This is a genomic window from Sphingopyxis sp. YF1, assembly GCF_022701295.1.
Classification (GTDB): domain Bacteria; phylum Pseudomonadota; class Alphaproteobacteria; order Sphingomonadales; family Sphingomonadaceae; genus Sphingopyxis.
In genome coordinates this window covers 3,295,488-3,307,888 of record NZ_CP033204.1, presented here as the reverse complement: position 1 = coordinate 3,307,888, position 12,401 = coordinate 3,295,488, and the positions used below count along the sequence as shown (strand labels likewise).

At 65.3% G+C, this 12,401-nt stretch carries 12 protein-coding genes; 4 read left to right on the top strand and 8 right to left on the bottom strand.

Annotated elements, in window-relative coordinates:
• The first annotated feature begins 159 nt into the window (after nt 1-159).
• A complete protein-coding gene (locus tag EAO27_RS16045; protein ID WP_242771600.1) occupies nt 160-342 on the top strand; it encodes a hypothetical protein in 183 nt (60 codons plus the stop codon).
• A 327-nt stretch (nt 343-669) separates the two neighbouring features.
• Here EAO27_RS16045 and EAO27_RS16040 read toward each other — a convergent pair whose 3' ends face one another.
• Nucleotides 670-1,545, bottom strand: a complete 876-nt coding sequence (locus tag EAO27_RS16040) for an IS1595 family transposase (protein WP_242771599.1) — start codon at nt 1,543-1,545, stop codon at nt 670-672.
• A gap of 441 nt (nt 1,546-1,986) precedes the next feature.
• Between EAO27_RS16040 and EAO27_RS16035 the strand changes: the two genes are divergently transcribed.
• Together EAO27_RS16035 and ada are read left to right on the top strand one after the other, a co-directional pair.
• Nucleotides 1,987-2,451, top strand: coding sequence for a DUF1203 domain-containing protein (locus tag EAO27_RS16035; protein ID WP_242771596.1), 465 nt, complete (start codon nt 1,987-1,989; stop codon nt 2,449-2,451).
• Between the two features lie 2 nt (nt 2,452-2,453).
• Complete coding sequence (ada, locus tag EAO27_RS16030; RefSeq protein WP_242771593.1) at nt 2,454-3,488, top strand: bifunctional DNA-binding transcriptional regulator/O6-methylguanine-DNA methyltransferase Ada; 1,035 nt, start codon at nt 2,454-2,456, stop codon at nt 3,486-3,488.
• 66 nt (nt 3,489-3,554) lie between these two features.
• Here ada and EAO27_RS16025 read toward each other — a convergent pair whose 3' ends face one another.
• Complete coding sequence (locus EAO27_RS16025; protein WP_242771590.1) at nt 3,555-5,141, bottom strand: hypothetical protein; 1,587 nt, start codon at nt 5,139-5,141, stop codon at nt 3,555-3,557.
• An 80-nt stretch (nt 5,142-5,221) separates the two neighbouring features.
• Between EAO27_RS16025 and EAO27_RS16020 the strand changes: the two genes are divergently transcribed.
• Nucleotides 5,222-5,989 carry an isocitrate lyase/phosphoenolpyruvate mutase family protein gene (locus EAO27_RS16020; protein ID WP_242771587.1) on the top strand — a complete coding sequence of 256 codons (768 nt, stop codon included), beginning with the start codon at nt 5,222-5,224 and terminating at the stop codon, nt 5,987-5,989.
• A gap of 6 nt (nt 5,990-5,995) precedes the next feature.
• On the opposite strand, the gene EAO27_RS16015 is transcribed toward EAO27_RS16020, so the two are convergent.
• The 6 genes from EAO27_RS16015 to EAO27_RS15990 form a co-directional block, all read right to left on the bottom strand.
• Nucleotides 5,996-7,552: a hypothetical protein gene (locus EAO27_RS16015; RefSeq protein WP_242771584.1), complete on the bottom strand. Its 1,557-nt coding sequence runs from the start codon at nt 7,550-7,552 to the stop codon at nt 5,996-5,998.
• 66 nt (nt 7,553-7,618) lie between these two features.
• Complete coding sequence (locus EAO27_RS16010) at nt 7,619-9,787, bottom strand: primosomal protein N' (RefSeq protein WP_242771581.1); 2,169 nt, start codon at nt 9,785-9,787, stop codon at nt 7,619-7,621.
• An 82-nt stretch (nt 9,788-9,869) separates the two neighbouring features.
• Nucleotides 9,870-10,226 carry a hypothetical protein gene (locus EAO27_RS16005; protein ID WP_242771578.1) on the bottom strand — a complete coding sequence of 119 codons (357 nt, stop codon included), beginning with the start codon at nt 10,224-10,226 and terminating at the stop codon, nt 9,870-9,872.
• A 44-nt stretch (nt 10,227-10,270) separates the two neighbouring features.
• A complete protein-coding gene (locus EAO27_RS16000) occupies nt 10,271-10,750 on the bottom strand; it encodes an SRPBCC family protein (protein ID WP_242771576.1) in 480 nt (159 codons plus the stop codon).
• Complete coding sequence (locus EAO27_RS15995; protein WP_242771574.1) at nt 10,747-11,115, bottom strand: metalloregulator ArsR/SmtB family transcription factor; 369 nt, start codon at nt 11,113-11,115, stop codon at nt 10,747-10,749. The genes EAO27_RS16000 and EAO27_RS15995 overlap by 4 nt, the downstream gene beginning before the upstream one ends.
• Before the next feature lie 111 nt (nt 11,116-11,226).
• Nucleotides 11,227-12,324 (bottom strand): PepSY-associated TM helix domain-containing protein, encoded by a 1,098-nt coding sequence (locus EAO27_RS15990; RefSeq protein WP_242780611.1) that lies wholly within the window; start codon nt 12,322-12,324, stop codon nt 11,227-11,229.
• Between the last annotated feature and the right edge of the window lie 77 nt (nt 12,325-12,401).

Here is a 12,401-nt window from a genome sequence, read left to right as displayed (position 1 = left end):
AGGGTGTTTTATTTCGTGGGCCGCCCGACAGAGCGGACCCGTGCTCAGCACGTTCAGTGCATCGCAGACGGCTTACGAGACCGAAGGCGACAGAGCGGATGTAGGTTGAAGGCGACCGAAAGTCCATGCCAGAAGCCCCACAGGGAGGGAGCGGGCTTTATGGGCGTACATATCGTATATGTCGGAGGGAGACCCCACGACGTCAGCACTTATCAGCGTCGCAAGACTGTTTGGGTAGCGAGCGGCGAGTACGACGGCGAAAGACTGATTCAAGAAGGCCGTTCGGAAACCTCAGCACTTCGCGCATGGGAGGATATTGCGGACTACCGAATGAAGAAGTGACCTATGGGAGACCTCGAAGGTCCAGCTAGCGTCAAGACTCCAGCATCCCCACTGAAATCCAACCGACAGTGTCAGCAAATCATCCTTCCGAAAAGGGTTACGAATTGCACCCACGGTGATCGTTGGAAGCAGGACAACATGCATCAAACCAAGGTTGCTAGTCTGGCAAATCAGTTTTCCCATAACGGGTATCTCAATACCACAGGTATCAGAATACCGCAAGGGTTACCGCGCAGCCCGATCCATGCTATATCTGGCAGATGACCGACGATCCCAATGACCGCTTCGACCGACTGCTATCCGCCATGGTGCATGGCGGTCCCCCTGTTACCGGGAAAAAGAAACCAGCAGACGATCAAGCATCAGGTGAGGCGTCTGACGCATGTTCCAGCGAAACTCAAACTCTCCAAGATACTTCGGAAGATGTTGACGGCTGACGTGGATATGGGTGCCGTTGATCCCGCGCTTTAGCTGCGCCCAGAAGCCCTCAATCGCGTTCACTCCCGCCCCATCCTTGGTCGCATACTGACCGCGATTGTGGTTGACCTTGATGTGGCTGTAGCCCTTCCGGTCGATGTCCTTGTAACCACCCATTTCGTCGGTGCTGATACGGGTGCCGGGAAGAACGTGCTGCTGGATCAGGTTGTGCATGGCAAACTTGGTCCGGCTAGTGACAACGCGGGTGATGAGTTCGCCGCGACGTTCGAGCATCCCAACGACAACGGTCTTGTTGCCCATGTAGCCATTGCCTTTGCCGGACACCGAACCGCCGACAATCGTCTCATCGATCTCAACCGTCTCACCCATGCCGCCCAGCGGGTCGTCGCTATCCAGCGACCCCATGTATTCCCGGATCTGGTGGCACATACGCCATGCCGTTTTGTAGGTGACGCCTAGCTGGCGTTCGACCTCCTTGGCGGCAACACCGTGGCGCGACGTGCAGAACAGGAACATGACGAAGAACCAGTCGCGCAGCGGCGTTCGGGTCCGGTCAAACGGGGTGCCAGCCGTCGGGTAGACCTGATGCCCGCAATATTCGCAAGCGTAGGACCGACGCTTCGCGACCCGGTAGAAATGTGCGCTCTTGCCGCAACCGCCACAGTCATGCCGGTCACCGAAGCGGACACGCATGAGGTGGTCGAGACACGAATCCTCAGTCGGGAAGCGGTCCATAAACTGGCGAAGGGTAGGTGCTTTGCTCATGCGAATCGTATAGCCGTAGGGGCTACTTGTTTCAAGGGGATAATCGCCGATCAAGTCCGGGATGACGAAGTCAGGCGGGAACGTCCGCTTTCCACCCCATGGCGGGCATCGCCCGCAAATAGGCCTTTCCTATATTATCCGGCTGTGTCAGCCTTCGTCCGGCTTCTTCATTTGGCGGATAAAAGCGGTCGCTGCCCGGCAGGCGCGAGGTCCCGATCGGGGACGCGCGCAGGGCTGAATTTTGCTGAACTTTGGAAATGCCGCGCGGCGCTTGCCCGGCCGCACCCAACCCGGGACGATGAAACAAGGCCATCGCGGCTCACCACCCCGAAGCTGCCGATCCGGCCGTCCGCCGCCCCCCGGGTTTTGAACGCAAGCATCGGGACGCACGCATCGCCGTACCCGGGCAAAAGGGTTCCGACGCTGTGAAAGGACCCCCTCATGACCTATGCGATAACCGGGCTCGATCCCGCCCCCTTTGCGCCGCTGTTCGCGCTGGGCGACGCCGAACTGGCCGAACGCGGCGCACGGCGTGTGGCCGCGGCGGCCGATCGCGGCTTTCCGTGCCGGATCAGCCTCGCGGATGCCCGCGCGGGCGACGAACTGATCCTGCTCCATCATGTCAGCCACGACGTCGCGACCCCCTATCGCAGCGCCTATGCCATCTATGTCGGGCGGGACGCCCGGCCGGCGCGTTTCGTCGACGCGGTGCCGCCGCTGTTCGAAGGGCGCACGCTGGCGCTGCGTGCTTTCGACGCCGCGGGCATGCTGCAGGCCGCGCGGCTTGCCGGACCGGGCGAGGCCGATGCCGCAATCCGCGACCTGTTCGCCGATGGCGGCATTGCCTATATCGATGCGCATAATGCCGCGCACGGCTGTTTCGCCGCGCGGATCGAGAGGAATTGATCATGGCTTTTGACACCATGACCGACGATGCGCGCTGGGCCGCGGTGCTGCGCCGCGACAAGGCGCAGGACGGCCGCTTCGTCACCGGCGTGCTCACCACCGGCATCTATTGCCGCCCCAGCTGCGCCGCGCGCCATCCGCTGCGCGCGAACATCCGCTTCTTTGCCGACGGCGCCGCGGCGCGCGCGACCGGGCTGCGCCCGTGCAAGCGCTGCCTGCCCGACGACGTCGCGCGCGACGAAAGCGCGGTGATCAAGGCGATCGCCGCGATCAAGCAGAGCGAGGAGCCGCTCGCGCTCGCCGACCTTGCCGCGCGCACCGGCTATTCGCCGACGCATTTCCAGCGCGTCTTCACGCGCCACACCGGGCTGTCGCCCGCCGCCTATGCCCGCGCGCTGCGCGAGGAGCGCGCCCGAACGGCGCTCAGCGACGGCACGCGGGTGACCGACGCGATCTACGACGCGGGCTTTTCGGGGCCGTCGCGCTTTTACGACAATATGGAGGGACGCATGGGTATGACGGCTTCGGCGTGGGTGAACGGCGGCAAGGGGGCGACGATCCATTGGGCGGTCGTTCCGACCAGCCTGGGCGACATGCTCGTCGCGGCGACCGCGAAGGGCGTGTGCCGGCTGAGCTTCGACGAGGGGCGCGCGGCGCTCGAGGAACGCTTCCCCGCGGCCGAGCTGGTCGAGGGCGGCGATGCCTTTGCGGCCCTGCTGCGCGAAGTCGTCGCGGCGGTCGAGGCTCCCGTGAACGGTTTCGACCACATCCCGCTCGATGTGAAGGGCACCGCCTTTCAGGAAGCCGTGTGGCGCGAGCTTCGTAAGATCCCCGCGGGCGAGACGCGCAGCTACGCCGATATCGCCGCCGCGGTCGGCAAGCCCAGGGCGGTGCGCGCCGCGGGCAGCGCCAACGGTGCGAACAATGTCGCCGTGCTGATCCCGTGCCACCGTGTCGTGCGCAGCGACGGGTCGCTGGGCGGCTACGCCTATGGCCTGCCGATCAAGGACGAACTGCTGAAGCGGGAGAGGAAATAGTTGAGGGGCGACCAGCCTTGCGCGCGAAGCATGCTGGTCGCCCGGATCCGTATCGATCCCTTGATCCTATTTGCCCTCTTCCTTCTCTTGCTCGGCGAAGATCGCGGCCATCGTCACGCGCGCTTCCTGGATCTGGCCGGCGTCGATCTGTTTGACCACCTCGGCCACCTTATTCGCTTCCTTTTGCTTGTGGCTGGAGAAGGCAAGCGGCGCGAGCACCGAGCGGGCGAGCTTCCCCTTGTTCTCGTCGAGCAGCTGGCGCGCCAAGATCAGGCGATAGCCATTGTCGTAGGACGAATAGTCGAACACGCTTTCGAGCGCGATCAGTGCGGGCTCGGGGATCGGTTCCTTGGCTTCGTAATAGGTCATGTAATAACCGATCGCGGCGCGCGGATCCTTAGGGTCGAGCCGGTACGCCTCGGAGAACCAGGGCCGTGCCTTGGCGTAGAGCGTTTTGTCCTTTTCTTCCTTGGCGCGGGACATGAACAGGCCGCCCATCAGGATATTGGCCTTTTCCGACTGTGGATCGAGCGCGAGCGCCCGCTTCAGCGCCGCTTCGGCTTTCGCATATTCGAGCGCGTCGTTATAGGCCTCCGCTGTCATCAACTGGACCGCCAGATTGTCGCTGTACTGAACGTCTTTGCCTGCGACTTCATTGGCGACGCTTCGCGCTTCGCGCTTGTTGACCCCACGTTGGCTCTTGATATGGGCCTTCATGACGGCCTCTTCGCCGGGCGTCAGGCGACGGATGACGACTTTCGGCGCGACATAATTGGCCGGCTGAACGTCGAGCGTCGGGAATGGACCATCCTTGTATTTGCGCAGTTCGGCCTGCAGCTTGTCGAGGTCGCCGAAAATCCGCTTTGCAGCGACCAGGCTGTCTTCGCCGGCATTCAGCGCCTTCAGATAAGCGGCGAGCTGGCCCTGTCGATCCTTGTTGAAGTTCAGATAGTGGGCAAGCATCCAGCCGAACGAATAGGACTGGTACATGTCCAGCCCGTCGAGGCTCTTGCTGTGATCGAACAGTCGCGACAGGCGGATGCCCGGCAGCTCGAACAGCGCCGATCCGCGGTGCTGGGGTACATTTCCGACGCGGAAGGCCCCGCCGTCGAGCAGTTCCAGCGTCCCGTAAAGCTCTGCGAAACCCTCGACATACCAGTGCGGGTAGGCGGTGCTGAATTTCTGCAGCATGAAATGATGGACATATTCATGGAACAGGATGCGTTCGGGGGACAGGGTTGTCCGCTCGCGGATCGCACGCTGGGTCAGGTCGCGGTTGAACCGATCGTCGTCGCTCTCCTCTGCGGGAACGAAGGAAACCGCCGACCCGGCGCGCGGAATGTAAAAACCCGCGACGCCAGCGCTGCCAGCGAGGCGGCCGATGTCGTCGGTATTGCCGAAACGATAGACGCGAACCTTGTTCGCGTCGCCGACTTCGGGTCCGGGGACGGGCAGCCCCTGCATATAGCGCAGCGCGTTGTCGAAGCGTTCGAGCCGCGTCGCAAAACCCTCGGTATCTTCCTTGCTGCTTTCCGAAATGATGATGAAGTGACTGGTTTCGGCTTCCCACCATTCGGCGTGGGCGATGCTGGCCGATACCAGCATGACGAGAAGGGCTCCGGCGCGCAGAGCCTTGTTGAACAGTGCAACCACTTTGTATTCCCCCGGTTTTCGATGCGGTACTATAGCAAGGCCATGACGCGCATCAACCGCTTGCCGAAAGGATGGACGAGATGACCGACACCGCTGCCAGAATTGCCCGTTTCCGCGCCCTGCACGTTCCCGGCGCCCCCCTCATCCTCGTCAATATCTGGGACGCGGGCAGCGCGCGGGCGGTGGCCGCGGCGGGGGCAAAGGCGATCGCGACGGGCAGTTTCGGCGTCGCGGGCGCGCAGGGCCGCGCCGACGGCGAGGATTCCCCGCTGGAGGATGTGTTCGAAAATCTGGGGCGCATCCTGTCGGTCACCGACCTTCCGGTCACGATCGACATGGAATCGGGCTATGGCGCCGATCCGGCCGCGGTCGGTGCTTCGGTCGTGCGCGCGTTCGAAGCGGGCGCGGCGGGGATCAATATGGAGGATCGGCTGCCCGGCGAAACCGCGCTGCTCCCGGTTGCTGAGGCGCAGGCGCGCTACCGCGCCGCTGCCGACACCGGGATCTTCGTCAACGCACGCTGCGACACCTTCCGCGGCGCCGATGTCGCGTCGGACGGCGATGCGCTGGTCGCCGCGACCCTCGAACGCGCACGTGCCTATGCCGATGCGGGCGCGGGGTCGTTGTTCGTGCCCTTCCTGCTCGACCCGAAATGCATCGGCGCGATCTGCGACGCCTCGCCGCTGCCGGTGAACATCCTGCGCGGCAAGGGCGGTCCGACGCACGGCGAACTGGCAGGTCTCGGCGTGGCGCGGATCAGCCATGGGCACCAGCCCTGGGCGGCCGCGATGGCGTGGCTCACGGGACAGGCTGCACAGGTCTTGGGCGGTGACGAACCCGATTACTGACCGGAGCTATTCCCCGGTTCCGTTCCCGACCTCGTCCTCGGCTTCGATGGCCTCCTCGCGGAGGCCCGTGCTCTCGGCGCGCAGTCGCAGCAACTGGTTGAGCAGCGGGCGGGCCTGTGCGCCCATATGCGGGTCAAAGGCGATCGACTGCGCCAGCTGGATTGCGGAACCGAACTGGCCCCGGTTGGCGAGAGCGAGGGCGTAGGCGACGCGGAATTGGATATTCTCGGGCGAAAGCCGGAACGCTTTCTCCAGCCCGTCGATCGCTGCGGTGGGCGCCATTTCGCGCTGCTCGGAAAAGCTCTGATAATAGACATAGAGCGGCAGCGGGTCGTTGGGATCGGTCTTGATTGCCAGTTCGACCGGCGCCCGCGCCCTGACCCAGCTTGCATCCTCGAAGTCGTCCTTTTCGTCGAGGTCGTGCATCATCCATTCGCCGAGCAGGACGTTGGCGCGGACATGGTCAGGCTTGATCGCGAGGGCGCGGTCGAGCGCACTGCGCACCGCGGGGAGATTGCGGACATCTTCGTCGAGTCCCCATTCGGCGGCGGCATATTCGAACCAGGCCGAAGCCGAGTCCGCATGGGTTGCCGCGAGCGTGCGCAAGCTGTCGCGGATCGCTTTGGCGTCGTCGTCGCGGGCCGGGCCGTTCATTCGTGCGAGACGAAGCGGGATCAGCGCATCCTCCGCCGGGGGAAGCACCGACACGGTGATTTGTGCGGGGACAGGGATCGGATCGTTGGTCATGCGATAGCTGAGAGGGCGCTTCAGATAGACCGTCAGATCCTTGTCCAGTTTCGCGATGTCGCCGAACGCGGTGCGCGCCGCCTGGGTGGGTTCCACGCCCATGTTGATCGCACGGATATAGGTGCCCAGTTGTCCGTCGCGCGCAGGGTCGTGGAACAGCATATGGATCAACAGCCAGGCACGCCCATAGTAGACGTCGACCTGTCCCACGGTTTTGAGTGACTGGGGGTCTGTGGTAATCAGTGCCGCCACCGGAATCTGCGGCAACTGGACCAACCCGTAGCCGCGTCCATAGGCGGGTTTGCCGATAAGCGCCTTGCCATTCTTGTCGAAATCGACGGTCGAATAATATTCGGCGAAACCTTCGATGATCCACGCCGGAAAGGCGCCCGTGCGATAGCGCTTCATGAAATGATGCGCATATTCGTGGAACAGCGTTTCCTGCGACGGGGACGTGCCGCGGGTCGAGCCGCCATTGTCGCGGTGCGACACGGCGAAGCTGCCGTCGCGCGCAGTCCGGTAGAAACCGACGACGGAGGCATCGCGCGAGCCGCTATGCAGCTTTGCGACATCGCCCGTCGAAGCAAGGAGGTATATCGGCAACCGGTTGGGCTCGCCCTGTTCCTTGACATTGAGCAACAGGCGCAGCGCGACGTCGAACCGCTGCAGTTTCGAGGCGAAATCGCGCAGCGATTTGTCGCTCCCCTCGCTGTAGATGATAAAACTTTCGGTTTCGGCGCGCAGCCAGCGCGCGTCGGCTATTGTGGCGGTCAACGCCGCGACTATCGCGGCCCCCGCCGCTAAATATCTGATCATGCAAGCTCCCCCAGCTTTGTCCGCCGATGCTGGCACCGCGCTGCGGGGCTGTAAAGCCCCGCGTGCTCAAACGAAACTATAGGGGTCGATGTCGATCGCGAGGCGCGCCTTCGACGGCCAGTCGATCTGCCCGACCCAGTCGCGGATCGCGCCCTGCAGGTCGAAACTGCGCGGCGCGTGGAGCAAGAGGCGGAAGCGGTGGCGGCCGCGCAGCATCGCCAGTGGGGCGGGCGCGGGGCCGTAGACGGCGAGGCCTTCGGCGACGGGCGCCTTGTCGCCGAGCCTTTTGGCGACGCCGCGTGCGACCTCGATATCCTCCGACGAGATGACCAATGCGGCGAAGCGGCCGTAGGGCGGCGCGCCCGCGAACTTCCGCGCCGCGGCCTCGGCGGCGTAGAAGCCGTCGCGGTCGTTGGCGACGAGCGCCGCCATCACCGGCGCGTCGGGGACGCGCGTCTGGATCAGCACCTCGCCGGGCTTGACCCCGCGTCCCGCGCGCCCCGCGACCTGCGCGATCTGCTGAAAGGTGCGTTCGGAGGCGCGCAGGTCGCCGCCGTCGAGGCCGAGGTCGGCGTCGACCACCCCGACGAGCGTCAGGTTCGGGAAATGATAGCCCTTGGTGACGAGCTGGGTGCCGATGATGATGTCGACCAGCCCGGCCTCGACATTGTCGACGAACTCGGCCGCCTTTGCGGGCGACCAGAGCGTGTCCGAGGTGACGATAGCGGTGCGGGCTTCGGGAAAGCGCAAGCTCACCTCGTCGGCGACGCGCTCGACCCCGGGGCCGCAGGCGACGAGGCTGTCCTCGTCCTCGCATTCGGGGCAGAGCCGCGGCGGCGGCATGACATGGCCGCAATGATGGCAGGCGAGCCGGTGGACGAGGCGGTGCTCGACCATCCACGCGGTGCAGTTGGGGCACTGGATGCGGTGGCCGCAGGTCCGGCACAAGGTCAGCGGCGCGAAGCCGCGGCGGTTGAGGAAGAGCAGACTCTGTTCGCCCTTGGCGAGGCGGTCGGCGAGCGCATCGACGAGCGGCGGTGCCAGCCAGCGGCCGCGGTCGGGCGGATCGTTCCGCATGTCGATCGCGGCGAGGTCGGGCAGGGTGGCGCCGCCGAAGCGTGCCGGAAGCTGGATGTGGCGATAGCGCCCGGCCTCGACCATCGCGAGGCTTTCGAGCGCGGGGGTCGCGCTCGCGAGGATGACCGGCAGTCCCTCGAAATGCCCGCGCATCACCGCGACGTCGCGCGCGTGGTAATGGACGCCATCCTCCTGCTTGAAGCTCGTCTCGTGCGCCTCGTCGACGACGATCACGCCGAGCTTGGCGTAGGGCAGGAACAGCGCCGAGCGCGCGCCGACGACGATCTTCGCTTCGCCGCTGGCGATCGCGTGCCACGCGCGCCGCCGCTCGACCGCGCGCAGCCCCGAATGCCAGGCGACGGGCTCGCAGCCGAAACGCGCCGCGAAGCGCGTGAGCATCGGTTCGGTGAGCGCGATTTCGGGGAGCAGGACGAGCGACTGCCGGCCCGTGTCGATCGCGGCGGCGATCGCCTCCATATAGACTTCGGTCTTGCCCGATCCCGTGACCCCGTCGAGCAGCAGTGTTTCGAATGCCGCCGCCGCGACCGCGCCGCGGAGCTGCGCCGCCGCCGCCGTCTGTTCGTCGGACAGGTCGGGGGGCGCAAAGGCGGGATCGGGTTCGGGGTAGGGGGCGTCGGCCGACACGCTCACCGCTTCGAGCGCGCCGGTCTGGACGAGCCCGCGGATCACCGCCTCGCTGACCTCGGCGAGCGCCGCGAGTTCGCGCACCATGCCCTGCCGCTCGCCGATCTCCTCGAGCGCGACGATGCGCTGCGGCGTCATGCGCGCTGGGATTTCGCCGGTGGCGCGATATTCGACGATCGGGCGCCGCGCGTCGGCGAAGGCGGCACCGGGGAGCACCATCCGCAGCACCGATCCGGGCGGCGCGAGATAATAATCGCTCGTCCATTCGACGAGGCGGCGCAGCGGCGCGGGCACCGGCGGCACCGGCACGATTTCATAGAGGTTGCGCAGGCGGTTGTCGCCGACGGGTTCGGGGGCGCCGAAACTGGCATCCTCCCACACCACGCCGCCCATCCGGCGCGGCCCGAGCGGCGCGACGACGACGCTGCCGAGCGGCGCTTCGCTGCCCTGAGGCACGCGATAGTCGAGCGGGCCGAGAGCGGCGGTCAAAAGGAGGACGCGGGCGCGGGTCATGGAACTGGGCAGGATATAGGGCGGCGGATAAAATAGGAAAGCGCCGAGGCGGGCGGCGTCGGCTGACGACCGATAGCGGACGTTATGTTTCCTGCGCCGCCGCTGCTCTCTCGACAATTTTTCGAGTCAGATATTCGTAGATGCCACGCTGCCGGGTGTCATTTTCAACAATGGCAGCAGCCTCTACCATGTAGTCGGTATTCAGAGCGGCATTTGCGTCTGCAACGCCTGCTTTGATCGCCAGAGCAATCTCTTCTACCGTTTGGCCGCCAGGATGACTGCACTCTCCTATAGGGGGGAGGACCGTAACGACGAACTCTTGCAGTGCGCCCCGGCCAATCTTCAAACGGAGCATATTGTGCGTAGGACCGGTCACATGCTGTGCTGTGAAGGTGCCGTCATTCTCTGAAATATTCATTCGCTCGACCCCCAGCACCATTTAGCGCGCTAATGGCAGCTCTCCACCCCAAAGTGGTCGTCACCCTACATCGCCTTGATATAGTCGACCATCTGGCTGACCACCGTGCCCCAACCGTCGTGGAAGCCCATTGCCTCGTGCTTCTGGCGCGCCGCCGAATCGCCGTGGAGCGCGACCGCCTTGTAGCGCGTGCCGCTGCCGTGCGGTGTCAGGAACAGCCCGGCGGTGAAGAAGGGTGCGGGGGCGGGGCGAAAGCCGGGAAGCAGCGTGTCGGTGAAGATCAGCCGCTCAAAGGGCACGACCTCGAGATAGCAGCCGCTGTTCGGAAATTCTTCGCCCTCGGGCGAGCGCATCACCGTGTTGAACGCGCCGCCGGGGCGTAGTTCGATCGTGCAGTCGGTGATCGTCCACGGCTTGGGCACGAACCAGTGCTGCAGATGTTCGGGGGTCGTCCACACCTTCCACACCAGCTCGACGGGCACGTCGATCTCGCGGTCGAGCACCAGGTCGAGCTCGGGGTCGATATGCGGGAGCGGAAAGGTCATCGGTCTTCCTCCTTTTTGAGCTTGAGCAGATAATCGTCCATGCGGTCGAGGCGCCCCTCCCACAGGCGGCGCTGGGTCCCGAGCCAGTCCTCGGCGAGGCGTAGCCGGTCGGGGGCGAGGCTGTAGGTGCGTACGCGCCCGACCTTGCGCGAGTGGACCAGTCCGCAGCCTTCGAGAATTTTCAGATGTTCGACGAAGGAGGGGAGCGCCATCGCGAAGCGCGCCGCGAGTTCGCTGACCGAGGTCGGACGTTCGCTGAGGCGTTCGAGCACATGGCGCCGCGTCGGGTCGGCGAGCGCGCGGAAGATGCCGTCGATCATCGCGGGCTGCGGGGCAAGGGGGGCGTCGGGCCGGACGTTCGACATGGCGGGGCTTCCTTTTGCGGGGTCCAGTCTATGGTCGGAAAATACTTAGGTCAATCCCTAAGTATTGGGGTGAGTCACCGGACCCGCGAAAGGCGTGCCGATGCGAAGGGATCAGCTGGTTGCGAGCGCCGCTTTCCCGGCGCGAGGCTTCGCGGGTTTCGGGCGGCGGAACCAGAAGGTCCACACCGCGAAGCTGCCGAGCATCGTCATCGCCATTCCCGAAAGCGTCATGACGATCCGCCAGGGCCAGCCGCCGATCTTCGACGCGTGGATCGGGAAGGCCTTGTTGAACGCCTGTGCGCCGCCGGGCATGGTCAGCGCGTCGCGGGCGCCGAGCACCTGGCCGGTCGCGGCGTCGAACCACAATGTCGAACGGCCGTTGGGCAGCCATTCGGCCTGCTGGCGCATGCGCAGCATGATCGGGTCGCCGGATTTGCGCGGCAGGCTGAGGATTCGGAATTCGGCGTCGGGAAAGCGCCGCCGCGCTTCGGTCAGCATCGCGGTATAATCGGGTTTCGCGGCGAGCGGGCCGCCGCTGTATTTCGGCGGCTCGATCGCTTTGGCGGCTTCGGCGGGCGACCCGAACGGCGCGATCATCACCATCGCGAAGGGGCGAAAGATCATCATCGTGCCGGTGACGACCGAGATCAGCAGCAGCGGTGCCGCGATGATGCCGAGGTCGCGGTGGTGCATCACGATCGCCGGGCGCGACATCCGCCTGGGCCACAGCCGCAACTGGAAGGTCTTGCGCGTGCGCCACCACAGGATCACGCCCGAGATCACGAAGAACAGGCCCGCGAGCCCCGCGATCCCGATCACCCATTCGCCGCTGTCGCCCGCGAAGAGATGATGATGGAAGTCGAAGATCCAGAGTTCGGGTCGCTCCCACTGGCTCGCCCAGCGCGTGACGATCTCGCCCGCCTGGCTGGCATAGGCGCCGGTATCGCCGCCGTTCGGCGCACCGAAGCGGAGCTGGTGCAGCCCGAAACGCCCGTCGGCATAGATGATGCCCTGCGCGCCGGGCATCGCCATCAGCCGCTCGGTGGTCGCGGCGACCGTCGCGAGGTCGCCGCGCAGCGGATCGCCGGTGCCCGGCAGCCCGATCCACAGATGCTCGTAGAGCAGGATCGTGCCCGACAGGCCGAGCAGCGCGAGCACGAGGCCGAGCAGGCCGCCGGTCCAGCGGTGGAGCGTGTCGAGCAATTTCATCATCGGGCGGTCACTCGATCAACATCGTCATTGCGAGGGGCCGGAGCCGACGCGGCAAGCCAGGCGCGGCGTAAACC

What these genes read in the sequence shown, in the direction of transcription:
- EAO27_RS16035 (WP_242771596.1), top strand. Translation starts at nt 1,987, where the DNA reads ATGACCTATGCGATAACCGGGCTCGATCCCGCCCCCTTTGCGCCGCTG.
- EAO27_RS15990 (WP_242780611.1), bottom strand. Translation starts at nt 12,324, where the DNA reads ATGAAATTGCTCGACACGCTCCACCGCTGGACCGGCGGCCTGCTCGGC.
- EAO27_RS16045 (WP_242771600.1), top strand. Translation starts at nt 160, where the DNA reads ATGGGCGTACATATCGTATATGTCGGAGGGAGACCCCACGACGTCAGC.
- EAO27_RS16040 (WP_242771599.1), bottom strand. Translation starts at nt 1,545, where the DNA reads ATGAGCAAAGCACCTACCCTTCGCCAGTTTATGGACCGCTTCCCGACT.
- EAO27_RS16000 (WP_242771576.1), bottom strand. Translation starts at nt 10,750, where the DNA reads ATGACCTTTCCGCTCCCGCATATCGACCCCGAGCTCGACCTGGTGCTC.
- EAO27_RS15995 (WP_242771574.1), bottom strand. Translation starts at nt 11,115, where the DNA reads ATGTCGAACGTCCGGCCCGACGCCCCCCTTGCCCCGCAGCCCGCGATG.
- EAO27_RS16005 (WP_242771578.1), bottom strand. Translation starts at nt 10,226, where the DNA reads ATGGTGCTGGGGGTCGAGCGAATGAATATTTCAGAGAATGACGGCACC.
- EAO27_RS16010 (WP_242771581.1), bottom strand. Translation starts at nt 9,787, where the DNA reads ATGACCCGCGCCCGCGTCCTCCTTTTGACCGCCGCTCTCGGCCCGCTC.
- ada (WP_242771593.1), top strand. Translation starts at nt 2,454, where the DNA reads ATGGCTTTTGACACCATGACCGACGATGCGCGCTGGGCCGCGGTGCTG.
- EAO27_RS16015 (WP_242771584.1), bottom strand. Translation starts at nt 7,552, where the DNA reads ATGATCAGATATTTAGCGGCGGGGGCCGCGATAGTCGCGGCGTTGACC.
- EAO27_RS16020 (WP_242771587.1), top strand. Translation starts at nt 5,222, where the DNA reads ATGACCGACACCGCTGCCAGAATTGCCCGTTTCCGCGCCCTGCACGTT.